The organism is Marinobacter albus (assembly GCF_030238305.1).
GTDB classification, from domain to species: domain Bacteria; phylum Pseudomonadota; class Gammaproteobacteria; order Pseudomonadales; family Oleiphilaceae; genus Marinobacter; species Marinobacter albus.
Genome location: NZ_JASSQD010000001.1, coordinates 2,171,854 through 2,193,894, shown reverse-complemented (window position 1 = coordinate 2,193,894; position 22,041 = coordinate 2,171,854). Strand labels below are relative to the sequence as shown.

Here is a 22,041-nt window from a genome sequence, read left to right as displayed (position 1 = left end):
TATTGGTCCGGGATTTATTTGGGATACCCTGTGATCTCCCGAATTCTTCGATACAACGGTTGGAGCTGAGGGTACATCTTCAGATAGACCTCTGAATACAGCCGATCGTACAGCGCATGGGTCTCAGGTTGCGGTAGAAACACGTCACCAACCCGGGTCATGGCGGCGACAGCCGTCTGGAAATCCGGATGCAGGCGCAGCCCTACGGCCGCATCAATGGCGGCGCCGAGTCCGGAGGTTTCGTAGGTGTGCGGTCTTTCGGCCGGCAATCCGAACACGTCCGCAGTCAGCTGCATGGCGGCATCACTCTGGGACCCACCACCGGCAACACGAAGGCTCCGGATTGGAGTGCCGGTCCGTTTTTCGATCTTTTCCTTGCCCTCTCGCAAGGCATAGGCAAGGCCTTCGAGAATGGCACGGTAGATGTGGGCACGGGTGTGGACGTCGCCGAAGCCGATGATTGAACCTTTGGCCTCGGGCCCCGGTTGCCTGACCCCGGGGGACCAATATGGCTGGAGCATCAGGCCCATGGATCCGGCCGGTACGGCCCGGACGAGTTCATCGAAGAGAACCTCCGGCTCGATGCCCCGTTGTTCGGCAAGTTTGCGTTCCCTCAGACCGAATTCCCGCTTGAACCAGCTCACCATCCAGAAGCCCCGATAGATCATCACTTCCGTTGAGTAGCGTCCGGGCAGAGCGGACGGGTAAGGCGGCATCAGTTTAATCGCCTCGACGTAACGTTCGCTGGTGGTATTGATCGTTGCCGTGGTGCCATAACTCATGCACCCGATGTCAGGCGTCAGACCGCCGGAGCCCAGGATTTCGCAGGCTTTGTCAGAGGCGGCCGCCATCACAGGAAGGCCTTCCGGCAGGCCGAGATGTGCCGCTGCCTCGGGGGTGAGGGCACCAAGGGAACCGCCCGGTTCGACGAGTTCGGGCAGCATGGCCCGGGTAACCGGCATGGTTTGCCACTTGAAATCTCGGCGGCCGGCCCACCGGTGCTTTCGGTAATCAAAAGGCAGGTAGCCCACCTGGCTTCCCGTCGAGTCCCTGAACTGGCCAGTCAGTCGATAGTTCAGGTATCCCGACAGCAACAGAAAATGGCGAGTCTGTTGCCAGATCTCCGGCTGATTCTGGGCAATCCAGTTGGCCTGGTTTTTTTCGCGGAAGCGATTGATGGTGTCTTCCAGTCGCGCCAGCTTGAACAACCAGCCCCAGGGGCCCTTCACGGGTCCGTCCACCCTGGCGTGGCGTTGATCGAGCCAGATGATGGCGGGGCGCAGCGGCTTGCCATGTTTATCAAGGTTAATCACCGTGCCTCGTTGGGTGGTAACGGTGATTCCGACGACCTGACTGGGTTGCGCGTCGGTATTACCCCACAGCAACCGGCAGGCGTTCCCGAGATTCTCCCAGAAATACTCCGGGTGCTGTTCGGCCCACCCTGGCTGTTCGGAGAAATAGGGATCGAGGTCTTGCTTGCCCTTGCTTATCAGGTTGCCGTATTTGTCGAACAGCAGGGCGCGAACGCTCTGGGTGCCATTATCAATCGCAAGGATCAAAGGTTCAGCTGGCATCACCAGACTCCTCTCCGGGCAAAGCGTAGGCACGGTTTCGGATGCTCAGGTATCGGATCTCCTCGTCCTGCCAGCGGGCGTCGTCCCAGCCCAGAACCGGTTGGCAGTACCGTCTTATATCAGAAAGCAGGTTGCGGGCGCCGTCTGGCGCTATAAGGCCGAGCCGGGTACGACGTAGCAGCAGGTCGTCCAGATGCTGCACGTTCTCATGACCACAAGCCCAGAGTAATTCTGCCCACAGCAGACCGGAGGGTTTCCCATCCACCTTTATCTCTTCGTTATGCCCGTCGGCCAGCAGGGCTTCCAGGTCCGGGCCGTAATATCCTTTCAGCCGGTTCCAGGTCAGATGGCCAAGAGAAGTCGGGTGGGTCAGCTTGGGCGCCGGCGTGAACACAGGGAGATGTTGATCCCGGAGACACTTGGCATCGCTGTCACCCAGGCCACGGGAGAGCGCTTCCCTGGCGATCAGGCGGAAGGTCGTGAGTTTTCCGCCGGCTACGCTGATCAGACCCCGGTCCTCGCGAAATTCGTGCTCACGATTTTCACTGGACGGATCCTTGCCTGCGCCATCGGTGACGATGGGGCGGACGCCGGCCCACGTCGAGATAATATCCTCACAGGAAATGTTGCTTGACGGAAACAGCCGGCTGGAAATTTTCAGAAGGTAGTCGACTTCATCCCCGGAAATCCGGGGCTCAATGTCCAGATTGCCGGAGTGGTCCAGATCAGTGGTACCAAGAACGGTTGTACCCTCCCAGGGAAAGGCAAAGACCGGTCGGCCATCATCCGGATGCAGCAGGGATACCGAGCAGGAAACCGGAAGGCGGGACCAGGGCAGGACCAGGTGACTGCCTCGAAGCGGCCGGATGTTCATCCCCGCCTGGTCTCCCGATGTTGTCTGTAAACGGTCCGCCCAGGCTCCAGTCGCGTTAATGACAAGTGGGCTGGACACGTCGAAGGGTTCGTCACTCTCCTCGGACTGAAGCCGGATTCCGGACACCTGGCCGTTGGTTCGCAGAACCTCGAGCGCTTTGACGTAATTCAGGCACAGGGCACCCTCTCGCCGAGCTTCTGCGATGATCCGTTGGACAAGGCGGCTGTCATCGGTCACGGCGTCGGAAAACACGCTGGCGCCCAGAAGGTTGTCGGTCTTCAGCCCTGGCACCCAAAGCGGGGCTTCTGATCGAGTGAGCAGCCGACGCGAGCGGAACCTCGCGATACGATCGTAAACAGCGAGAAGAAGCTGGAATACTCGGGGGCCGGGAAACTGGCGACGGTAATGCGGCATCACGAAGCGAAGTGGTCGTATGAGCCCCGGGGCCTCGGCCATCAGGCGTTCGCGCTCCCGGACCGCATCCCGGGTCAGTCGGTATTGGCCACTGCCAAGGTAGCGAAGCCCGCCGTGCACCATCTTGGAAGATCGACTGGAGGTGCCCCAGGCAAAGTCCTTCTGTTCCACCAGCAGGGTTTGCAATCCACTGCCCGCAGCCTCCCGTGCGATTCCTGCGCCGGTTATTCCCCCGCCCACGACCACGACATCAAAGCGGCGGTTGCCGGCTTTCAGAGCTTCCAGAATCTGATCCCGGGTGTTAGCCATATTCAATCCACCAGCGTCCCCGGATTCAGCAGGGAATCCGGATCAAAGGTGTTGCAGAGTGATCGGATGGCCAGCATGCCCAGCTCACCTTTTTCAATGGGCAGGTACGGGGCGTGGTCTTTGCCGACGCCATGCTGATGACTGATGGTGCCGCGGTTGGCAACGATCAGTTCGGACGTGCTGTGTTTCAGGGACATCCAGCGCGAGAGCGTTTTCTCGTAGGTGTCTGCCACCCGGAATACATAGGTGGTGTAGATGCTGCAGCCCTGGCCATAGAAATGGGAGAGGTGAGTGAACACATGGACGGATTCACCCTCGTCCTCAAGGCCGTGCCGTAGACTGTTTTCCATTAACCCAAGCAGGTTGTCGACGTTGTCCCAGTCGGTTGCTGTCTCCAGGGTGTCAACGGCGTAGCCCAGTTCCCATAAAGCTTCCCGCAGATACGGCATCGTAAACCGCTTCTCCGCCCACTTGGCTCCCAGGTGGGTACCGGTGTATACGCCCCCGAATTCGGCACAAACCTGGCGGGCCTCCGCCAATGCGCTCTTGCATTGCCTGCGGCTTCCGGTGAGGCCGAAAGTCATCATGCACTTTGCTGCACTGGCTCCCCGAAGGGAAAGATAGCGCTCCAACAGAGCGATCAGCCGGGGATGGCCGGCAAGAGCGAGCTGGGTTTCGGTTTCAACGGCGTTACTCAGCCGCAGCATGGAAAGTTGTGTTCGATTCTGGACCAGTTGCTGACATGCGGCCCGGGCCTGTTCCCAGTCCGGGAAAAACACCACGTGGAAACTCTCTTGTTCCGGTAGCCGGCTGACCCGAACCTTGACCTCAGTAATCACGCCAAGCCGGCCTTCCGAGCCCAGTATTACCTCGCGGATGTCCGGGCCCGCGCTGGAGGCCGGAATGGTTGGCAGGTTCAATGTTCCGAGCAGGGTTTCAACGCGCCCGCCTGCAAACAGTTGTTCTATGCGACCGTACCTCAGGGATTGCTGTCCGCTGGAGCGTGACGCGACCCAGCCCCCAATGGTGGACAATTCAAACGACTGCGGAAAGTGCCCGAGCGTATAGCCGTGGGCGCGCAGTTGGGATTCAACCAGCGGACCGGGTGTGCCGGCACCGAAGGTTGCAATCTGGCTTTCCGTGTCCAGGTCTGTGAGCTGGTTCATCTCGCCCATATCGACGGTCAGCACGGGTTTGTCGACAGCCAAAGGGTTGATGTGCCCGGCAACGCTGGTGCCTCCGCCATAAGGGATCAGGTGAACATTGTTTTCCCTTGCGAAGCGGAGGAGGGTCTGGACGTCCTGACCGGAACGCGGGCGAGCGACTCCGTCGGGGAATACCCCGAACTCTCCGCTGCGCATGGCCAGCCAGTCCGCGAGGCTTTGCCCCCGGGCGTGCCGCACCCTTGCCTCAGGGCTGGTGTCGACCAGGCCGCCAAGTGCGCTGCCTGAGGATGCGGGGAGCCGGGATTCAGGAACCTTGTCGCAAACGTCCTGTAGAGCGGCGTCGGCAAGGGGCTGGCCGATGCCTATGCGCTCCGTCAGAAACCCTTTGCCTTCCTTGGGCAGCGCCAGATTGAAAGTCTCGTCGCCCCAGCCATTCCAGCGTCGCATGCGTTTGCTCCCCGATACTTGGTTGATGTCGGGCATTCTAGTGGCTTCGGGAGCGAATGCGGTGTCGCTTGGCGACATTCAGGGTGTCATTTGCCGCCAGCAGGGTCAGGGCCGAAGTGAATCGATCAGCCGATCGTTGAGTTCCTGCCACCGGGAAAGCTTCTGGGCTTCGCCGATCCGCTTTCGCTCCCCGCCAGAGTTGTTAAGCCAAAGTCCTTCACCATTGAAGCTATAAACGGGTTCAAGATCAGTGCGTTGTGACGCAGGCTTAATGTCATTTATCAGATTATCCAGGATGAGGGGGTCGGCGTCCGGTTCGGGGTACCAGGCAAGCACCATGTGGGCCTGGTTCAACTCGAGAGCCTTGACGTAGACAACCCGTAACTGGTCGTCCGGGACTCCCATGGATTTCAGGGTGAGGTACTTGGCAATGGAGAAGTCTTCGCAGTCGCCGGCATTGGTGGTCAGGAATTCCACCGGTGTGGCCCAGTAGTCTTCTTCGCCCCAGTGCTGGATGTCACTGACAAACCTCACTCGATTGAAAAAGCGGTTAACCAGCCGGAGCTGGCGTTCAGTCGGGGCGTTGGCAGCAAGCGTATGGAGTCTCTGCCAGTTTTCAAGGCGCTCGTAGGCTTCCGTACCGAACTCTTCCTGAACGTAGTTCATCAGGCGGCTGCTGAGTTCCAGTGCGCCGTAAACAGCGGTGGCCAACAGCAGTGCTGGCACTAGAAAGGTCCGGCGCCGAAACGCTGAAGCGGCCGTAACCATGTCCGGCCTCAGTTACTGTTATTCCGGAGGCGTTCCCTGAGTTGCTCAAGGCGCCGGCGAATTTCCTCTCTGCGCTGTTCATCGTTCGCATCCGGCGACGGTTGCCTGGATGGGGCCGTAGATGACCGTGAGACGGGCGTGGTCTGTTGCTGTTCCTCCTCGTCACTGGCGGCAAACGATATGCCCGACCGGTCTTCATTCTCGGGGAAGAAAAGGTTTTCGAGTTTACCTCCCCGTTCAATGACAACTCGGTTCGGGTGCACGGAACGAAGGGTGGCATTTCCGGGCAGTTCATCACCGACGGGATAGGCTTCGGTGTTGCCTTTCTGATCCTCAATAAGCGCACTGCCGGGGAATTCACCCTCTGCCGCAAGGACGCCCCTGAGGTAGAGGCGAAGGTTGGTTTCCGGGAGGTTTTCGGTCTCCTCTGGCCGCACGGCGCCATCCTCGCCTGCAATACCGAACAGGGTCAGAGAGGCCAAGTCGATTTCCGGTGGCTGGCCTACCGCCGAGGCATTCCGAGTGATTGGTTGAGTTTCGTCGAGCACGGCCCGCTGGTTTTTGGTCAGCACGAAACTATAGACCTGCCAGGCTGTCACACCCACCATTGCCGCGCCTGTAATAATGGCGAGGAGCAGAGGAAGCCGTTCGTTGTATAAGAGCATTGATCATCCTGGATGATGTTGGTGGGCAGGAAAAAAGCCCACAGGTTATCAGACGGCAATGTTTTATTGGCAGTATAGTGTATAGAGTTATTCAGCGGTTCCATATCCTGTGGTAGCCTTTCTGAATTGATTGAATCAAAAAGAATTTCAGGACGGGGAAGACCTTGACTACAGAATCCGAATTTCAGCAGCAGGATGCTCCGCTGGGCCGTCTTCCTTTTACGTTTGCCAAACGCAACGGCGTTATACTGACACGCTCGGATGATGGCGATCCAATCATACTGATTCGCCCCGGAGCTTCTCATTCGGCGCTCGCCGAAGCCAACCGGGTGAGCGGTGGCCGTGCGAGATTTTCCACCATCGATCCGGATCGGTTCGATCATGCGCTGAATGCCGCGTACCAGAACGATTCTGCCGAAGCCATGCAAATGGTGGAGGGCATCGGTGATGATATGGACCTGGCCTCCCTGGCAGATTCTGTTCCCGAAACCGAGGATCTGCTTGAACAGGAAGATGACGCTCCCATCATTCGCCTGATCAACGCGATCCTGACAGAAGCCGTCAAAACCAGTGCCTCGGACGTTCACATTGAAACCTATGAAAAACGGCTGGTCGTGCGGTTTCGTGTCGACGGGGTTTTGAGAGAGGTTGTTCAGCCCAAGCGCGCCCTGGCGCCCTTGCTCGTGTCCCGAATCAAGGTCATGGCCAAGCTCGATATTGCAGAGAAGCGGGTGCCCCAGGATGGTCGAATAGCGTTACGAGTTGCCGGGCGAGAGGTGGATATCCGCGTGTCCACCATGCCTTCATCAAGCGGGGAGCGGGTAGTGTTGCGTCTCCTCGACAAGCAGGCAGGGGCTATTCGCCTGGAATCTCTTGGTATGGACGGGAACGACCTCAAGATTCTCCGAAAGCTTATCTATCGCCCCTATGGCATCTTGCTGGTAACCGGTCCAACGGGTTCCGGTAAGTCGACAACCCTGTATGCCGCGCTGCAGGAGATCAATGACCGTAGCCGTAACATTCTGACCGTTGAAGATCCCATTGAGTATGATTTGCCGGGTATCGGGCAAACCCAGGTTAATGCCAAGGTAGACATGACCTTTGCCCGCGGCCTCAGGGCGATCTTGCGGCAGGATCCCGACGTCGTGATGATTGGCGAGATCCGGGACCTCGAAACCGCTGAAATCGCCGTCCAGGCGAGTTTAACCGGTCACCTGGTTCTATCCACTCTTCACACCAATACCGCTGTCGGCGCGATTAACCGGTTGATGGATATGGGAATCGAGCCATTTCTGATTTCGTCGAGTCTCGTAGGCATTGTGGCGCAACGTCTGGTCAGGGTTTTGTGCAAGGAGTGCCGCGAATCCTATACGCCTTCGGAAGAACAATGCGAGTTCCTGCAACTGGATCCCTCTCTGCCTCCCACCATTTACCGTTCCGTAGGCTGTGAACATTGCAATGATCTGGGATACCGGGGCCGCATAGGTATCTATGAGGTGGTGCCAATAACGGACGAATTAAGTGGGCTGATCGATAAACGGGCCGGGGAACTTGAACTCGAAAAAGTGGCGCGACAACATGGGCCTAGTATCCACGCTGATGGCGTTCAGAAGATTCTGGACGGTATAACCAGCGTGGAAGAGGTTCTGCGCGTTACCTACCGGGGCCGCTAACACATGCCTGCATTTGACTATAAAGCACTGGACGCCCGAGGTAAGCAGAAGCAGGGCGTGATGGAGGCAGACGCAGCGCGTGCTGTTCGCCAGCAGCTACGGGAGAAGGGTTTGACCCCCCTGGCTGTGGAACCTTCCACCGAAAAACAGTTACGCTCCAATCCCCTCGGCGGTCGCGGATCACTTTCAGCCCCGGATCTTGCGTTGGTTACCCGGCAACTGTCGACCCTGATACAGTCAGGCATTCCTGTGGAACAGGCACTGTCGGCCGCGGCCCAACAGTCCTCGAAGCCCAGAATCCGCAGTATGCTGATCGCGATCCGGGCAAAGGTCATGGAAGGGTATACCCTGGCGGACAGCCTCGGGGAATTCCCGAGAGCGTTTCCCCGCCTGTACCGGTCCACCGTGTCGGCCGGCGAGCACGCGGGTCACCTTGACCTGGTTCTTAACAGGTTGGCGGATTACACCGAAAGCCGGCAGGAAGCGCGCCAGAAAATTCAGTTGGCGGCCATCTACCCGATCATTCTCAGTGTGGTCGCGATTGCCATCGTCGTGTTTCTGCTCACTTATGTGGTTCCGGATATCATTGAAGTGTTCGTCAAACAGGGGCAGGAGCTGCCCGCGTTGACCACGGCGATGTTAACGGTCTCGGAATTTCTTGCGGATTACGGTGTCTACCTTCTTATTTTATTGATCATCGCAGTGGTGGCATTTCGCGTCGCCCTGAGCAAACCGGGTTTCCGGATGCGGTTTCATAAGCGCCTTCTGCACTTGCCTCTGGTTTCCGGAATGGTAAGGGGGGTGAGTACAGCCCGTTATGCCAGCACCCTCAGTATCCTGACGACCAGCGGTGTCCCATTGGTCGAAGCCATGCGGATTGCGGGCGAGGTGCTTTCAAACGACTTCCTTCGGAGTGAGTTGAGAGTAGCCGCACGAAAGGTCAGTGAAGGGGGATCCTTGCACCGTTCTCTGGATCAGACCGGATATTTCCCGCCGATGATGCTGCACATGATTGCCAGTGGTGAGGCCAGCGGTGAACTGGACAGTATGCTGGAACGGACCGCCCGCATGCAGGAGAACACCCTGCAGTCCAAGATTGCGGCGATTGTTGGACTGTTTGAGCCGATGATGTTGTTGATCATGGGTGTGGTGGTGCTGATTATCGTTCTGGCCATTATGCTGCCAATTCTGAATATGAGTAACCTGGTGGGCTAACAACACCAGGTATTCGATGACCTGATAACGTTAAAAAAGGGATTTCACGCCAATGACGAGTGAGACTATGACGATTCCAAACCTGAAAATGCGTACCCAAAATCGCGGCTTCACCCTGATTGAGATCATGGTGGTCATGGTGATACTTGGCCTTCTGGTGGCAATTGTTGCTCCCAATATCATGGGCCGAAGTGACCAGGCGAAAGTGACGGTCGCAGAGACCCAGCTCAGCAATATTGCCAATGCGCTGGACCTCTATCGCCTCGATAACAGCCAATACCCGTCGACCCAGCAAGGTCTGGAAGCCCTCGTAACCAAGCCCAGCGGGAGCCCGGAACCGAAAAACTGGAACCCGGATGGGTATCTGAAGAGCGTACCCGAAGACCCTTGGGGCACTGAGTATCAGTACGTCAGTCCGGGTACCGAAGGGCCCTACGACCTCTACTCCTACGGTTCCGACGGCCAGGAAGGCGGAGAAGGTGATGCGGCGGACATCAGCGCTTGGAACACAAAGGATTAAATCATTGTGCACTCCAGGACGCAGCAGGCCGGTTTCACACTGCTCGAAATACTGGTTGTCCTGATTATCGTCGGACTGCTGGCCGCCCTTGCCGTATTTACAATGGGCGGCAGCTCCCAGCAGCGGGAACTCAAGAACGAGGTTCGCGATCTCTATCTGCTGATGCAAACGGCATCGGAGCAGGCGGTTGTCAATAACCTGGAGCTTGGCCTGCTCCTGGAACCCGATAGTTATCAGTTTGTCGCCTTTCAGGACGAGACCGGTGACTGGAAAGCCTCCGGGGAACGCCTTTTCCGTGAGAGGAGCCTTCCGGACTGGCTTGTGGTAACGGAATTCGTCGAGGGGGACGCGCCCAGGCTGGCATCCGCCGAGGATGAACTGCGTCCGGATGTCGTGTTCTTCTCCAGCGGCGAAACAACACCGTTTGAGATTGAGTTCACCATCGGCAAAAACAACGACTACGTGCACGTGCTGGCTTCGGATGGTTTCTCTCCCATTGAATGGCGACAGCCGGGCGACGAAGAGGCCGAGCTGTGAGGCATCAGAAAGGCTTTACCCTGATAGAGGTTCTGGTGGCCTTGCTGGTTTTTGGTCTGATTGCGACTGCTGCGGCCGAGGTGGGCAGTCAATACATTTCCAGCTATGAGCGAATCCGGGATAAAACCCTGGCGGGCTGGCTTGCAGATAACCGCATCAATGAACTCCGTCTGGAGGAGAACCTGCCCGGTATTTCCGAAAATTCCCGAGACACGGATTACGGCCCCTTCCGCTGGCAAGTAACCACCCGGGTCCTGGCTACAGAAGAGCCGACGATGAGGCGCGTGGAGGTGACCGTGGCGCGTTATCGCAATGAGAGATCCGATCCGGCTCCGGTCCATACCCTGTCCGCTTTTTTGGGGCAGAACTGATGGCTGCTTTGACTCCGCGCTCCCAGCAGGGCTTTACGCTGATGGAAGTTCTCATCGCCGTCACCATCACGGCCGTCATTGGCCTTGGTGTCTGGCAGGTAATCAGCGGCGTCGTCACCTCACGGGATCGGGTTAACGAACTGGCAGAAGATTTTGATGGTTTGCAGCGCGCCATGCTGCTTCTCGAACGGGATATCACCCAGATTGTGAATCGATCCGCTCGCGATATTTATGGCGACTACAAGCCCGCGCTCACAAGCCGCGAAGAGGATTTTGCGCTGATACTGACACGTCAGGGCTGGCGTAACCCTCTCGGTACCCGCCGAAGTGGCCTTCAGCGAGCGGCATGGGAGTTTACCGGTGACGAACTGCGTCGGCGTTACTGGCCCACGGTGGATCAGGGACAGGAAGATAATAGCCGGGATGTGTTGCTGCTTGAGGACGTACTGGACTTTGAAGTCCGGTTTCTCAATGACGAGCGGAGTTGGCAGCCAGAGTGGCCAACTAACGAGATGATGGCGGGAATCAATCCTGGTAGTCGTCCTGAAACGCCATTACCGATGGGCATCGAAGTAACCCTGGAGCATGAGCGGTTTGGGGTTTTGGTGCGAACTTTCGTATTGCCGGACTTTGATGCGAATGAGGCGCAGAGTGTCGTCAATCAGGCTGCCGAAGCCGCCAGTGAAACCGAAGAAGAGGAAGTTCCGGAGGATAACACCGATCCCGGTGCCCAGGGGCAGGGGGGCTGAAGGTGACAAGTGGCAATTTAAGCGCTCGTTTTGGTCGTACAGGGCAGCGTGGCGTAGCACTGATCATGGTGTTGCTCGCGATGGCGCTGGTCGTAATGTTGGCGGCTGGCATGACACAGCAGCAAAGCGTTCGGGTCTTCAAGGCGGGGCATTATCTGGCCCAGCAGCAGGGGACCAGTATTGCGCTGGGCGCCGAGGCCTTTGCTCGCCGGATTCTGGTCCGGGATTACGAGGAGGACAAGGAAGCGAATGAAATGGTCGATAGCCTCGATGAGTTCTGGGCCATGAACGCCGCCATCCTGCCTCTGGACGAGAACGGCGTGGCAGAGGTGCAGATTGATGACCTCGGCGGACGCTTCAACCTCAATGATCTGGTGGCTCCCAATGGCCAGGTGAATACGCTCGCGAAAGAACGATTTTCCCGTCTTCTGGCGGCTCTGGAGATCTCTGAAGTCAGTGTGGACGCGTTGATTGACTGGATCGACGAGAACGATCAGACCGTTAGCGCTTACGGCGCTGAGGACGGACAATACCTGTCAGCGGAACAAGCATATCGGGCGGGGAATCAGCCGTTCGTGAGTGTCAGTGAGTTGCGTTTGGTCGAAGGTGTGGGGCCGGAAACCTACCAGAAACTGCGCCCACATGTTGCGGCGCTCCCGGTGTCCGGTGTGGGGATCAATGTGAACACCGCCACTGCTGAGGTGCTGAGGTCCCTCCATGAGGAACTGACGGATGCCCAGGCGGCGGCTATTCTTGAAAAAAGGAAGGAAGAACGGTTCGAGGATCTGCAGGATTTTCTGGCGCTGCCAGAATTTGCCGGACTGGGACTGAAGTCGACCGGCCTGAGCCTGCAAACCCGTTTTTTTGAAGTTGTATCACGGATTACCTACGATAGCCGTGTTGTGAACATGGTCGCTACGGTTTTCCGCAACCCGGAAGGGGAAGTCCGGACGGTTCGAAGGGATACCGGACAGAAGAACAGAATTACCAAAGAGCCTTTCACTATCTCAGAAGGATAACCATGTCTTTTCGCCTTTATGTGCGGCCGGTGCCTCCGCTTGCGGACCCCGAAGTGAATCCCGAGGCACAGTCCTTTAACTGGGTGTTGCATGATGCCAGCGGGGATACCCAGGCACGTGGAACCGGCGATACTCAGGTCGAGATCGAGCAGACCCTGGGCCAGAATGCGCTCGATAATGTGCTGCTGATCGGTTTGATCCCGGGAGATGAGGCGTTGTTCTGCATTGCGGATATACCGGCCAAGCAGAGCCGGTTTATCAATCAGGCGCTTCCTTACGCTGTGGAAGAGCAGATTGCCCAGGATATCGACACGGTGCATCTGGCCCTCGGCCGTCATGCCGACGAAGGGTACCGGGTCGCGGCGATAGACGACGAGAGGATGGCGCAATGGGTTGCGCTATTTTCCGGCTGGGAGCATGTTCGCCTTGATGCCATATATCCGGACGCGGCACTGTTACCACTGACCGAAGGGGGCTGGTCTGTGTGTCTGGACGGCGAGACGGCCCTGATGGTCAGTGACCGTGGGGAGTGGCTGAGCATGCAGTCCGCCAATCTCGGGATGTTCGCCCATACCCTGGCGGTACCGCCGTCAGAGGAAGTGGTTGCGGAAGTTCCGGTGACACTCTATGGCACCGAGGAAGAGTTCGAGTATCAGCAGTCGGTGGTTGGAGAGTTAAAGTCGCCGGGCCGCCTCGCAGTACATCGGGAAATTCTGGAACTCATGCCCCTGGAACTCCTGGCGCATGCCCACCACCATCATCTCTCTTATCCGATCAATCTCTGCCAGGGAAAATTTTCCACCCGGGTCAACAAAACCAGTCCGCTTAAACCCTGGAAACCGCTAATTGCTGTTGCCGCCGTCTGGTTTGGACTCCAGGTTGCACTGCAAGTCGGAACCGGTTTTTATTATGACAACAAGGCGAGCGAGTTGCAGGAACAGGCCATGGTCATATACCGCGAGGCCTTTCCCGGGGATACTCGTACCAATGCCAGCAATGTGCGTCGAGTAATAGAAGGTCAGTTGCGAGTTGCAGGGGCGGAAGGGCCGGATCTGGATTTCATCACCTTGATGAAGTACACCGGGCAGGAATATTCCGAGCTCCCCGGTTCACAGTCCGTAAGCTTCAACTCCGTGAACTTCAGCCGATCCCGCGGTGAATTGGTTGTTGATGTCAGGGCCGACAGCTATGACCGACTGAGTACCCTGCGCAATGGGCTGACCAATCAGGGGTTGGAAGCCCAGATCGGATCGGTTGTGAATGAAGCCAGTGGCGCCCGTGGGCGCCTGACCGTTTCCGGAGGTTAACGGATGTTCCAGAGAATCAAGGATCAGCCGGCTGTCGGCAAACTGATAGCGCAGTACGACCAGTTACCGAGGCGGGACCAGCAGGCGCTGACAGTGCTGGCGGTCGCCGTTTTTGTGGGCCTGCTTTACTTCGCGATCTGGCAGCCAGCCTCCGATTTTCATGACGCTGCGGTTGCCGAACGGCAGAGTGCGGCTGAGCTGCTCGCCTGGATGCAAGCGAATGAAACCACCATCAAACGGCTGGGAACTCCGGGCGGGCAGACCGGCCAGGGCACTGCCGACGTAGCAGATGGTCGGGCGCTGATGGCGCTGGTAACCGGTTCGGCCCGCGAAGCGGGGCTGTCGTTACAGCGCTTCGAGCCCAGCGGTGAGAACGCTATCCGTGTCTGGATAGAGGATGCGCCCTTTGCAGAGGTGGCTGCCTGGTTGGAGAGACTCAATTCCGGCCATGGCGTCATTGTTGATCAGGCGGCGATGGACCGCGCCGATGAGCCGGGCCGCGTTTCTGTGCGCCTGACACTTACAATCTGATTCCGTTCCACAGTTTCCGGGGCTGATTCTCCGGACCACAGCAGGAGAGGGTAAGGATGAGTAACGGCAGCGAAAACAAAAATAAGTCAGAGCCGGTCATTGTTCGCCTGGATGAAACCGCGACCAATGAGGCGCGATCGATCCTGTACCATGCGTACAGGAATGAGCCAACGTTCCAGTATCTGTTCGATCATCGCCGCGCGGGTTACGATCAGCGTATCCGTGCCACCATCCGCGAGCTGATTGATCTTTATTTTGGGTTCGAGCAGGAAGCGATTGGCGTGATGGTCGACGATACGCTGGTGGCGGTGGCCTTCATTGGGGATCCGGAGTTACGTATGAATCTGGCCGACCAGTTCAGTTGGCGCATTCGCATGGTACTGACCACCGGATTTGCATCGACACGCCGGTATCTGGATTACCACGAAAAGATACGGAACATGTTGCCCCAGCCTCTCGCCCACCAGCTGCCGCTGATGGGGGTCAACCCCAAATACCAGAATCGTGGCTACGGACGCCTTCTCCTGAAGACGGTGGAGAAACTCTGCTCCGAGAATCCGAGAGGTAGCGGTCTGGTTCTGGATACCGGTAACAGCCGTTACCTGCCGTTCTATGAGTCCGAGGGATTCCACAGCCTGGGGAAGATCAGACTCGGAGATTTCGAAGATCACGTTCTGTTCAGGGAAGTACATCCCGAAAGCAAAGCGGCCGCGACAGGCCAGAGTTAGTTTCTAACGAGTAACAGGAGACACAGTGTCTGATAGCCAGGATTTTGATCTTATTGTAATTGGTGCCGGCTCCGGTGGGGTCCGTCTCGCCAGGATGTCGGCCCAGCGTGGAGCCCGGGTTGCAGTGATTGAATCCCGTTATCTGGGGGGCACCTGTGTCAACGTAGGCTGTGTTCCGAAAAAACTGTTCGTTTACGGCGCCCATGTCCATGAAGAGTTGGAAGACGCGGGAGGATACGGATGGAACGTTCCGGTTGGGGATGTGACGTTCGACTGGCCCACACTGGTGGCGAATAAAAATGCAGAAATCGAACGCCTGAACGGGATTTATGGCCGACTGCTGGAAAATGCCGGCGTTACGATCATTGAGGGCACTGCCACGTTCAGGGACGCCAACACCGTCGTGGTTGGTGAACAGTCGTACAGCGCCAAGCACATTACCGTAGCTACCGGAAGCTGGCCGGTTGTGCCGGACGTTCCGGGCAAAGAATGCATTCTGACCTCCAATGAGATGTTCTACCTCCCACAGCTTCCGAAGCAGGCAGTCGTCTGGGGCGGGGGCTACATTGCGGTTGAGTTTGCAGGCATTCTTGCCGGTCTTGGTGTTGAAACAACCCTGCTGTACCGCGGCGACCTGTTTCTCCGGGGCTTTGATACCGATATCCGTCACTTCACCGAGCAGGAGATGCGTAAAAAAGGCGTCAATCTCAGGTTTGGAGTCACAATCGAATCGGTCAAGCCTGAAGGTGCGCATTACCGGGTGGATCTCAATAATGGCGAAACTCTGGAAACCGGACTGGTCATGGCGGCAACTGGCCGAAAGGCTCTGGTAGAGGGGCTTGGGCTGGAAAACGTCGGGGTCGAACTGGCGGATTCAGGTCATGTTCGGGTGGATAAGCACTTTCAGACAACGGTCCCGTCCATCACCGCACTTGGCGATGTCATCGGAACTCCTCAGCTCACGCCTGTGGCCCTCGCTCAGGGTATGGTTCTCTCGCGCCGACTGTTCGGTGACGGAGAGGGTGAAATGGACTACTCGGCTATTCCGACGGCGGTGTTCTGCCAGCCCAATATCGGGACCGTAGGTTTGACCGAGGATGAAGCCAGAGAAGCCGGTTACCGTCTGAAGATTTTCCGGTCGGAGTTTCGCCCAATGAAACACACCCTGAGCGGCCGCGATGAACGATGCCTGATGAAGCTGGTGGTCGATGAGTCGAATGACAAGGTGCTGGGTGCCCACATGGTGGGGCCGGATGCCGGAGAAATTACCCAGGGGCTGGCGGTCGCAATCAAGGCCGGTGCCACCAAGGCGCAATTCGATGCCACGCTCGGTATCCATCCGACCTCTGCGGAAGAATTCGTCACCATGAGAGAACCGGTGGTCTGACGCGGTACTGGCCCGGTAGACGACCACACGAAGTTCTTAATTCGTCGTTCCGCCAGTCACGGTGCAGCTCATTGCCGGCGCCAAACCAGGTCATCAGTTGGGCGCCTGGCTGGGACATGTGGTCCCAGCCAGGCAACTTCTCCTACTACAGTAGGCGTCCGACCTGGTCGGGCCACCCCGAACGGTATCGTCTTTCTGTTCCGCGCCTTTCCTGCGAGTTATCGCAATAGTTAGCAGTGCTCAGGAATCGGTAGTGGAGTTTTGAAGAATGCCCACCACATTTGGCCACGAGGAGTCCCTATGCTAAAACGACCGTCCCGGGAAACACCCACTATGGTCTCGACTCTCGACGATCTCGCCAAGTTTGCAGACTACTCGCTCGTGGACACTCTCAACTGTGACCCTGAAGGGAAAGCAAACGGAGCCGACCATGCACCGCGACAAGTCTTCTCGGGCCACTACGTTCCGGTCAAACCCACACCAATCGAAAACCCCGAGTACGTTGCGCACGGCCAAACCTTGTTTCATGAACTGGGCTTCGCCGACAGCATGGCGCGGTCGAACGACTTTATGCGCGTGTTCTCCGGCGACCTATCGCACGTTCCAGAGCCAATGCGCACGGTTGGGTGGGCGTGCGGCTATGCACTTTCCATCTTTGGCACCGAATATACCCAACAGTGCCCGTTTCAAACCGGCAACGGATACGGCGACGGTCGCGCAATTTCAGTGCTTGAGGCCGTCATCAATGGCCAGCGCTGGGAAATGCAGCTAAAAGGTGGCGGCCGGACACCATACTGCCGCGGCGCGGACGGCCGGGCAGTCCTGCGGTCGAGTGTGCGTGAGTTCCTGGCACAGGAGCATATGCACGCGCTTGGAGTGCCAACGTCACGGTCGCTCAGTTTGTACGTTTCAAAAACAGAGAAGGTCAGGCGGCCGTGGTACTCCGAAGGCTCACGCTCGACGAATCCAGACGTGCTTGTCTCGGAGCCAGTTGCTGTCTCGACGCGTGTTGCACCGTCATTCATTCGGGTGGGCCAAATCGAGCTATTCAGTCGGCGTGCCCGCAAGAATGAACATCCGCAAGCCATGGAGGAGCTCGAGAAGATCGTCTTGCACCTGATTGATCGTGAGTACGGTGACGTTATCGACCAGACGCTGGCCACCGCCGAAAAAGTGGTGTGTCTTGCACGCGAGTTTCTGAGCCGGCTCACCGCGCTTGTGGCAGACTGGATCCGCGTCGGCTACTGCCAAGGTAACTTTAACAGTGACAACTGTGCGGCCGGCGGCTTCACACTCGACTACGGTCCATTCGGATTCTGTGACGTTTTTGATCCGCACTACCAGCCGTGGACGGGTGGCGGACAGCACTTCTCATTCCTGAATCAGCCCGTGGCAGCCGAGCGCAACTTCCAGATGTTTTGTTCGGCGCTAAAGCCATTGCTGACCGAGGATCTGGACCACCTGCAACAACTTGACGAGATACAACGTGATTTTCCAAAAGTGATGCGGGCGCAACTGGAGAAAATGTGGGCTTCCAAACTCGGACTTCCCACTTTTGACGGGGACTTGTTGAGCGAGCTCGGATCCTTGATGGCTAAAACGCCTGTCGATTACACCATTTTCTTTCGTGAGCTCTCGGGGGTGCCCGATGACATTGGCCCACTTAAAAACAGCTTCTACAGGCGCTCGACGTATGACGCAGCTCCCGAGGAGATGGATAGGCGCTGGTCAGAATGGCTCACAAAATGGAAGTCGCTCACTGAACCTCGCTCTCGTGAGGAGCTGTCCCGCCAGATGAAGTTCGTCAATCCAAAATACAGTCTGAGGGAGTGGCTTGTTGTGCCGGCGTATCAGCAGGCGATGGCTGGGGACTATTCTTTGCTGCGAGAGTTGCAGGAAGTCATGACCCAGCCATATGCCGAGCAGTCGAAAGACGTGGAAGAGAAATATTACAGGCTGAAGCCGTCGGAACTCTTTGGGGTCGGTGGGTCATCGCACTACAGTTGTTCGTCGTGATCGGCACCTACTGTGGACACTGCTAAAAAGAGGCATTTTAGCGTCGTCTGCCGATTTCGGATTTCCGGCTTGCATTCCCGAAACTATGTGCAATCGTTAACTAACTACGTGGACACGCGTATCAATGGAGTGTGCTAGCGCGGCCCTTCTTCAGCTGAAGATTGCTGAGACCTGTGCGCCAATGCAGGAAATACCAATCCCTGCGCGGGAAGTCCCGCAAAAAGTCATAACAACTGATTAGGGGTCGCAATCATGGAAAAGATATATACCGGCGCCATTGGCGCTTTTGCAATCTGCGTAGCGTTCACTGCCCTGGCAGATACCGAGAAGGTCGACAGCACTCTCTATTGGGTACAAACTGCCCCGGGGCTAGCTGTGGAGATGCCTAACGGGACAAAAGGTAGAACGGTCATCAGGAACCATGCAACCGTGGTTCAGGCAGACGGCGACGTATCTAGCCAATGGTGCACTGGACACCAAGGCGTCGATGGCTCTGGACGAGCCGGAGGTGCCGGCTATTGCACGAGTATCTCGGACAATGGCGACATGCTGTATCTTTCCTATTTGCTTGGTGAAGAAGAGCAGCCAGCGACCTGGACAGTGATGGGCGGTACTGGCGAATATGAAGGCGCTACCGGCAGTGGAACGTCGACCATTACATCCCGTCGCGGCGATGGGCGCGCCTGGACCAGCCGAGCGCAGGGAAGCATCACGACCAAATAGTTGGTTTGGGAGGGGCGGGGCTTTCGAGCACCCGCTCACCGATGGGTCGCGGCATCGCCCGACCGTGACTATTTTCTCAGCCTGATTTTAGTCATCGGCATTCGCCCGGCGCCACGTCAGAGTTGAACCCAGCGCTTCAGAACTTCCTGCAGGTTCTCTTTTCGAACGGGTTTGGCCAGATAGTCATTCATGCCGCACTCCAGGCAACTGTGTTCAGTGCCGGGCAGAACGTCGGCGGTCAACGCAATGATAGGTGTACCGGTCTGGCCATTTCCCTGTTCCCACTCGCGAATGTGCCGGGTGGCTTCGTACCCATCCATGATGGGCATCTGGCAGTCCATGAGGATCACGTCGTAACCAGCATGATTCGACTGGACCATTTCGAGCGCTTCCCTGCCGTTATTTGCCGAGTCGGTCTTGAACCCCAGCCGAGTGAGCAGGGCATTCGCCACGCGCTGGTTTACAAGATTGTCCTCGACCACCAGTGCGTGCGCGAGGCCGGTTCCGCGGTTGCGGGCCGCCGTCTCAGGTGGGGTTGTCGTGCCGGGGTCGTTGGCGAGCTCAAACGGGAGCTCGAATCGGAACGAGGAGCCTTTGCCAAGGTCGGTTTCCACCTGAATATGGCCACCCATCAATTCCACCAGTCTCTGGACCAGCGACAGTCCAAGGCCGGTGCCGCCATAGAGCCGACCGTCTCCGCTGTCTAGCTGCTCGAACGAATTGAAGATGTCGGGCAGGCGCTCCACAGGAATGCCTGAGCCCGAGTCATTGACCGTACAATTGAGAATGATGCAGCCGTCTTCGAGGGCAAAACAGCCAGCCTGAATATTGATGAAACCGTCGCCGGTAAATTTGATGGCGTTGTCGATCAGACCAGCGAGGATTTGTCGGAGTCTCGGTGCATCACCAATCACATTCGGGTTGTCCGGCCAGTCGCCGAAGAAACTGAGGTTGAGTGCGAGCCCCCGTTCCTCGGCGACATGTCGATATGTCGCCGTGCAGTTCGAGATCAGTTTTCGCAGGTCGAATTCCTGGCTATCCAGTTCCAGGGAACCGTTGTCGATTCGGGAGTAGTCCAGGATGTCGCTGATGACGGTCAGGAGGTCCTCGGTGGACTGGCGGGCGGTATTCAGGTAATCCCGCTGGCGATGGCTCAGAGACTCCTCCTGTACCAGGTCGATCATGCCCAGCACCCCGTTAAGGGGGGTTCGTAACTCGTGACTCATGGTGGCCAGAAATTCCGACTTTGACTGATTCGCCGATTCGGCTTTCTGACGGGCACTTTCCGATGCCAGCAGCGTCTGCTCCCGGGCCGCCTGCAATCCTGATAGATGAGTGGCGAGTTCGTTAAGCTGTTCCTCTATTTCCACCACTTCACGGGAGCTTCGGTGGCCACTCAGTGGCTCTTCGGTATAGTTCCGGTCGATGAGTTTTGCTACCCGGCCTGAGAGGTCCCGGATGGGCGAAAGGATCGTGTTCAGATAGTGATGGATCAGCAAAATGGTAAATAACAGCAGAGCAATTCCGACGGCCAGTGACGTCCAGAGGATATCCTGTTGTCGGTTGTCGAGCAGTTCTGTGCTGACGCCTACCTGAACCGTGCCGACCCTGAGGGCTCCGGAGTCAAACCCGTATTCTGGCGTGAACCACTCGCTATCCCGCCCCCCATTGAGCTGCAGGGGTTGTTGAAGGATTTCCGTCTCGTAGATGTCGTACTGGCCGGATTGCACAGGGTTGCTGGTCGCGCCGGTGGCGACAAAGCCTATTTGCTCTCCCATCACGTCCGTCACACGTATCCAGTCTGCTTTGCTGCGCCGGAGTGACTGGGAAAGCACTTGCTCCAGCGCCACGGTATTCCCGGAAACCACGGCGTATTCCAGAACGGGCGCAAGACTATCCGCGAGCATCTGGCTGCTTTCGGACAGTTCCTGGCGCGCATCCTCGAGCCGTGCAGACGTGAAGAAGCTCATCAGGACAATGAACATGACAATGGCGGGGATGGCCCCTAACAGCAGCAGTTTCCGTGACAGAGAGGCTTGGGTTTTTTCTGGTTTATTCACCCGCTGGCCCTCCATTCCCGGTTAACTCATCTTGCACGGACTGATTGATGTACTCCCGCTCCGGAACCGGAATGTTCAACGAGCGCGCTACCTGGTAATTAACCTCAACCCGGAATACCGGTGAATAGGCAGGCTCGGGAAATTTCCCGGTCGCGAAGAACTGGTTCAGGAACTCCGCGCCCCGATCAGCCATTGCGGGAAAGGGCGCATAGCTTGAGGCGAGGGCACCGGCTTTGACATAAGCCTGACTCGGGCCGATGACAATTTTATTGCGTCGGTATGCCGTCAACAGAATATGTTTGATGGTTCTCGGGTTGTAGATCGCGTCATCCGGTGCCGCAAGCAGGAAATCACCGTATCCGAGGGCTCTGACCAGCGAGGGAATCAGATCCTCATTACTATCGACCACAAACACCCGGGCACTCATTTCGTGGGCGGGGAGTTGATCAATGAGCGGCTCGTACAGTTCGACAGAATTGGTGGTCGCCAGAATGGCAATCGTATTGGCGTGGGGCAGAATGGCCTTGCCCGTCAGGGCCTGACGCAGCAGTGGAACATCGTAGAAGACACCTGAAATCTGGCCTGGCGCGATCTCTGCAAAGCCTTTGATGAAGGATTTCTCCACCAGCATGGCGAGGACCGGGGCCGACCGATTGGCCTGGCGTACCCGGGAGAATGCTGAAGGCCCAATGGAGACCACTGGTGTATTCTCGACCATCGGAATCTGTTCGTCGGCAATCGGCAGCATGGTGACGTTGTTGCCGAGCCTCTCTTGGAGCAATCCCTGAACGTGTTGGTCCAGTGCGGTATTCCCGGATCCGGCGAGGTAGACTGTTTGGTTGGGAGATTCCTGAGCGTTACCGGTTGCCAGTAAAACCAGGCCGGCAACAACCCAGAGGACCCGCTTAAGGCAAATACGACTGACTGACAGCATCAGGGTCCGCCATCTGAAACAGAGGTCTCGTGTCATACCGTCCCGGGTCACGTC

20 protein-coding genes and 1 pseudogene are annotated in these 22,041 nt (G+C 57.4%); 13 read left to right on the top strand and 8 right to left on the bottom strand.

Going from position 1 to position 22,041, the window contains the following annotated elements; all coding sequences use genetic code 11:
* Positions 1-14: 14 nt before the first annotated feature.
* The 5 genes from QQF73_RS10145 to QQF73_RS10125 all read right to left on the bottom strand — a co-directional run bounded on the left by QQF73_RS10145 (position 15) and on the right by QQF73_RS10125 (position 6,217).
* Positions 15-1,574, bottom strand: coding sequence for an FGGY-family carbohydrate kinase (locus QQF73_RS10145; RefSeq protein ID WP_219865591.1), 1,560 nt, complete (start codon positions 1,572-1,574; stop codon positions 15-17).
* The gene (locus tag QQF73_RS10140) at positions 1,564-3,171 is read right to left on the bottom strand and encodes a glycerol-3-phosphate dehydrogenase/oxidase (RefSeq protein WP_285368119.1); all 1,608 of its coding nucleotides are present in this window, start codon (positions 3,169-3,171) and stop codon (positions 1,564-1,566) included. The genes QQF73_RS10145 and QQF73_RS10140 overlap by 11 nt, the downstream gene beginning before the upstream one ends.
* Positions 3,172-3,173: 2 nt before the next feature.
* Positions 3,174-4,784, bottom strand: a complete 1,611-nt coding sequence (locus QQF73_RS10135; protein WP_285368118.1) for an FAD-binding oxidoreductase — start codon at positions 4,782-4,784, stop codon at positions 3,174-3,176.
* Positions 4,785-4,889: 105 nt separating this feature from the next.
* Positions 4,890-5,552: a transglutaminase-like cysteine peptidase gene (locus QQF73_RS10130; RefSeq protein WP_219865594.1), complete on the bottom strand. Its 663-nt coding sequence runs from the start codon at positions 5,550-5,552 to the stop codon at positions 4,890-4,892.
* 8 nt (positions 5,553-5,560) lie between these two features.
* Positions 5,561-6,217 carry a type II secretion system protein N gene (locus tag QQF73_RS10125; RefSeq protein ID WP_219865595.1) on the bottom strand — a complete coding sequence of 219 codons (657 nt, stop codon included), beginning with the start codon at positions 6,215-6,217 and terminating at the stop codon, positions 5,561-5,563.
* Positions 6,218-6,381: 164 nt separating this feature from the next.
* Here QQF73_RS10125 and gspE point away from each other — a divergent pair, with 164 nt between their 5' ends.
* The 11 genes from gspE (at position 6,382) to gorA (ending at position 16,254) form a co-directional block, all read left to right on the top strand.
* On the top strand, positions 6,382-7,890 hold the full coding sequence (gene gspE / locus QQF73_RS10120; RefSeq protein WP_219865596.1) for a type II secretion system ATPase GspE: 1,509 nt from the start codon (positions 6,382-6,384) through the stop codon (positions 7,888-7,890).
* A 3-nt stretch (positions 7,891-7,893) separates the two neighbouring features.
* The gene (gspF, locus tag QQF73_RS10115) at positions 7,894-9,105 is read left to right on the top strand and encodes a type II secretion system inner membrane protein GspF (RefSeq protein ID WP_219865597.1); all 1,212 of its coding nucleotides are present in this window, start codon (positions 7,894-7,896) and stop codon (positions 9,103-9,105) included.
* Between the two features lie 67 nt (positions 9,106-9,172).
* Positions 9,173-9,625, top strand: a complete 453-nt coding sequence (gspG, locus tag QQF73_RS10110) for a type II secretion system major pseudopilin GspG (RefSeq protein ID WP_285368116.1) — start codon at positions 9,173-9,175, stop codon at positions 9,623-9,625.
* Entirely contained in the window at positions 9,626-10,162 is a 537-nt protein-coding gene (gene gspH / locus QQF73_RS10105) for a type II secretion system minor pseudopilin GspH (RefSeq protein ID WP_425607956.1), read from the top strand.
* A complete protein-coding gene (gene gspI, locus QQF73_RS10100) occupies positions 10,159-10,533 on the top strand; it encodes a type II secretion system minor pseudopilin GspI (protein WP_219865600.1) in 375 nt (124 codons plus the stop codon). The genes gspH and gspI overlap by 4 nt, the downstream gene beginning before the upstream one ends.
* The gene (gspJ, locus tag QQF73_RS10095; RefSeq protein ID WP_219865601.1) at positions 10,533-11,282 is read left to right on the top strand and encodes a type II secretion system minor pseudopilin GspJ; all 750 of its coding nucleotides are present in this window, start codon (positions 10,533-10,535) and stop codon (positions 11,280-11,282) included. The genes gspI and gspJ overlap by 1 nt, the downstream gene beginning before the upstream one ends.
* A gap of 2 nt (positions 11,283-11,284) precedes the next feature.
* Positions 11,285-12,301: a type II secretion system minor pseudopilin GspK gene (gene gspK / locus QQF73_RS10090; RefSeq protein WP_285368115.1), complete on the top strand. Its 1,017-nt coding sequence runs from the start codon at positions 11,285-11,287 to the stop codon at positions 12,299-12,301.
* 2 nt (positions 12,302-12,303) lie between these two features.
* Positions 12,304-13,608: a type II secretion system protein GspL gene (gene gspL, locus QQF73_RS10085; RefSeq protein WP_219865602.1), complete on the top strand. Its 1,305-nt coding sequence runs from the start codon at positions 12,304-12,306 to the stop codon at positions 13,606-13,608.
* Positions 13,609-13,611: 3 nt separating this feature from the next.
* Positions 13,612-14,139 (top strand): type II secretion system protein GspM, encoded by a 528-nt coding sequence (gene gspM, locus QQF73_RS10080; RefSeq protein WP_219865603.1) that lies wholly within the window; start codon positions 13,612-13,614, stop codon positions 14,137-14,139.
* A 56-nt stretch (positions 14,140-14,195) separates the two neighbouring features.
* Complete coding sequence (locus tag QQF73_RS10075; protein WP_219865604.1) at positions 14,196-14,867, top strand: GNAT family N-acetyltransferase; 672 nt, start codon at positions 14,196-14,198, stop codon at positions 14,865-14,867.
* A gap of 25 nt (positions 14,868-14,892) precedes the next feature.
* Positions 14,893-16,254 (top strand): glutathione-disulfide reductase, encoded by a 1,362-nt coding sequence (gene gorA / locus QQF73_RS10070; protein WP_219865605.1) that lies wholly within the window; start codon positions 14,893-14,895, stop codon positions 16,252-16,254.
* A gap of 43 nt (positions 16,255-16,297) precedes the next feature.
* On the opposite strand, the pseudogene QQF73_RS10065 reads toward gorA, so the two are convergent.
* Positions 16,298-16,378, bottom strand: a pseudogene (locus QQF73_RS10065) (hydrolase); the annotation flags it as partial.
* Between the two features lie 176 nt (positions 16,379-16,554).
* Here QQF73_RS10065 and QQF73_RS10060 point away from each other — a divergent pair.
* Both QQF73_RS10060 and QQF73_RS10055 read left to right on the top strand, forming a co-directional pair.
* On the top strand, positions 16,555-18,270 hold the full coding sequence (locus tag QQF73_RS10060) for a protein adenylyltransferase SelO (protein ID WP_285368114.1): 1,716 nt from the start codon (positions 16,555-16,557) through the stop codon (positions 18,268-18,270).
* A gap of 252 nt (positions 18,271-18,522) precedes the next feature.
* A complete protein-coding gene (locus tag QQF73_RS10055; protein ID WP_285368113.1) occupies positions 18,523-18,993 on the top strand; it encodes a hypothetical protein in 471 nt (156 codons plus the stop codon).
* 116 nt (positions 18,994-19,109) lie between these two features.
* Here QQF73_RS10055 and QQF73_RS10050 read toward each other — a convergent pair whose 3' ends face one another.
* Both QQF73_RS10050 and QQF73_RS10045 read right to left on the bottom strand, forming a co-directional pair.
* Entirely contained in the window at positions 19,110-21,053 is a 1,944-nt protein-coding gene (locus QQF73_RS10050; RefSeq protein ID WP_285368112.1) for an ATP-binding protein, read from the bottom strand.
* Positions 21,046-21,987, bottom strand: coding sequence for an ABC transporter substrate-binding protein (locus QQF73_RS10045; protein WP_228743167.1), 942 nt, complete (start codon positions 21,985-21,987; stop codon positions 21,046-21,048). Before QQF73_RS10045 ends, QQF73_RS10050 begins: the two co-directional genes overlap by 8 nt.
* Positions 21,988-22,041: the final 54 nt, after the last annotated feature.

Bases quoted from the DNA above. Each gene is read 5' to 3' on its own strand.
- QQF73_RS10125 (WP_219865595.1), bottom strand. From the start codon at position 6,217: ATGCTCTTATACAACGAACGGCTTCCTCTGCTCCTCGCCATTATTACA.
- QQF73_RS10130 (WP_219865594.1), bottom strand. From the start codon at position 5,552: ATGGTTACGGCCGCTTCAGCGTTTCGGCGCCGGACCTTTCTAGTGCCA.
- gspG (WP_285368116.1), top strand. From the start codon at position 9,173: ATGACGATTCCAAACCTGAAAATGCGTACCCAAAATCGCGGCTTCACC.
- gspJ (WP_219865601.1), top strand. From the start codon at position 10,533: ATGGCTGCTTTGACTCCGCGCTCCCAGCAGGGCTTTACGCTGATGGAA.
- QQF73_RS10060 (WP_285368114.1), top strand. From the start codon at position 16,555: ATGCTAAAACGACCGTCCCGGGAAACACCCACTATGGTCTCGACTCTC.
- QQF73_RS10135 (WP_285368118.1), bottom strand. From the start codon at position 4,784: ATGCGACGCTGGAATGGCTGGGGCGACGAGACTTTCAATCTGGCGCTG.
- QQF73_RS10140 (WP_285368119.1), bottom strand. From the start codon at position 3,171: ATGGCTAACACCCGGGATCAGATTCTGGAAGCTCTGAAAGCCGGCAAC.
- QQF73_RS10055 (WP_285368113.1), top strand. From the start codon at position 18,523: ATGGAAAAGATATATACCGGCGCCATTGGCGCTTTTGCAATCTGCGTA.
- QQF73_RS10045 (WP_228743167.1), bottom strand. From the start codon at position 21,987: ATGCTGTCAGTCAGTCGTATTTGCCTTAAGCGGGTCCTCTGGGTTGTT.
- gspM (WP_219865603.1), top strand. From the start codon at position 13,612: ATGTTCCAGAGAATCAAGGATCAGCCGGCTGTCGGCAAACTGATAGCG.
- gspL (WP_219865602.1), top strand. From the start codon at position 12,304: ATGTCTTTTCGCCTTTATGTGCGGCCGGTGCCTCCGCTTGCGGACCCC.
- gspF (WP_219865597.1), top strand. From the start codon at position 7,894: ATGCCTGCATTTGACTATAAAGCACTGGACGCCCGAGGTAAGCAGAAG.
- QQF73_RS10145 (WP_219865591.1), bottom strand. From the start codon at position 1,574: ATGCCAGCTGAACCTTTGATCCTTGCGATTGATAATGGCACCCAGAGC.
- QQF73_RS10075 (WP_219865604.1), top strand. From the start codon at position 14,196: ATGAGTAACGGCAGCGAAAACAAAAATAAGTCAGAGCCGGTCATTGTT.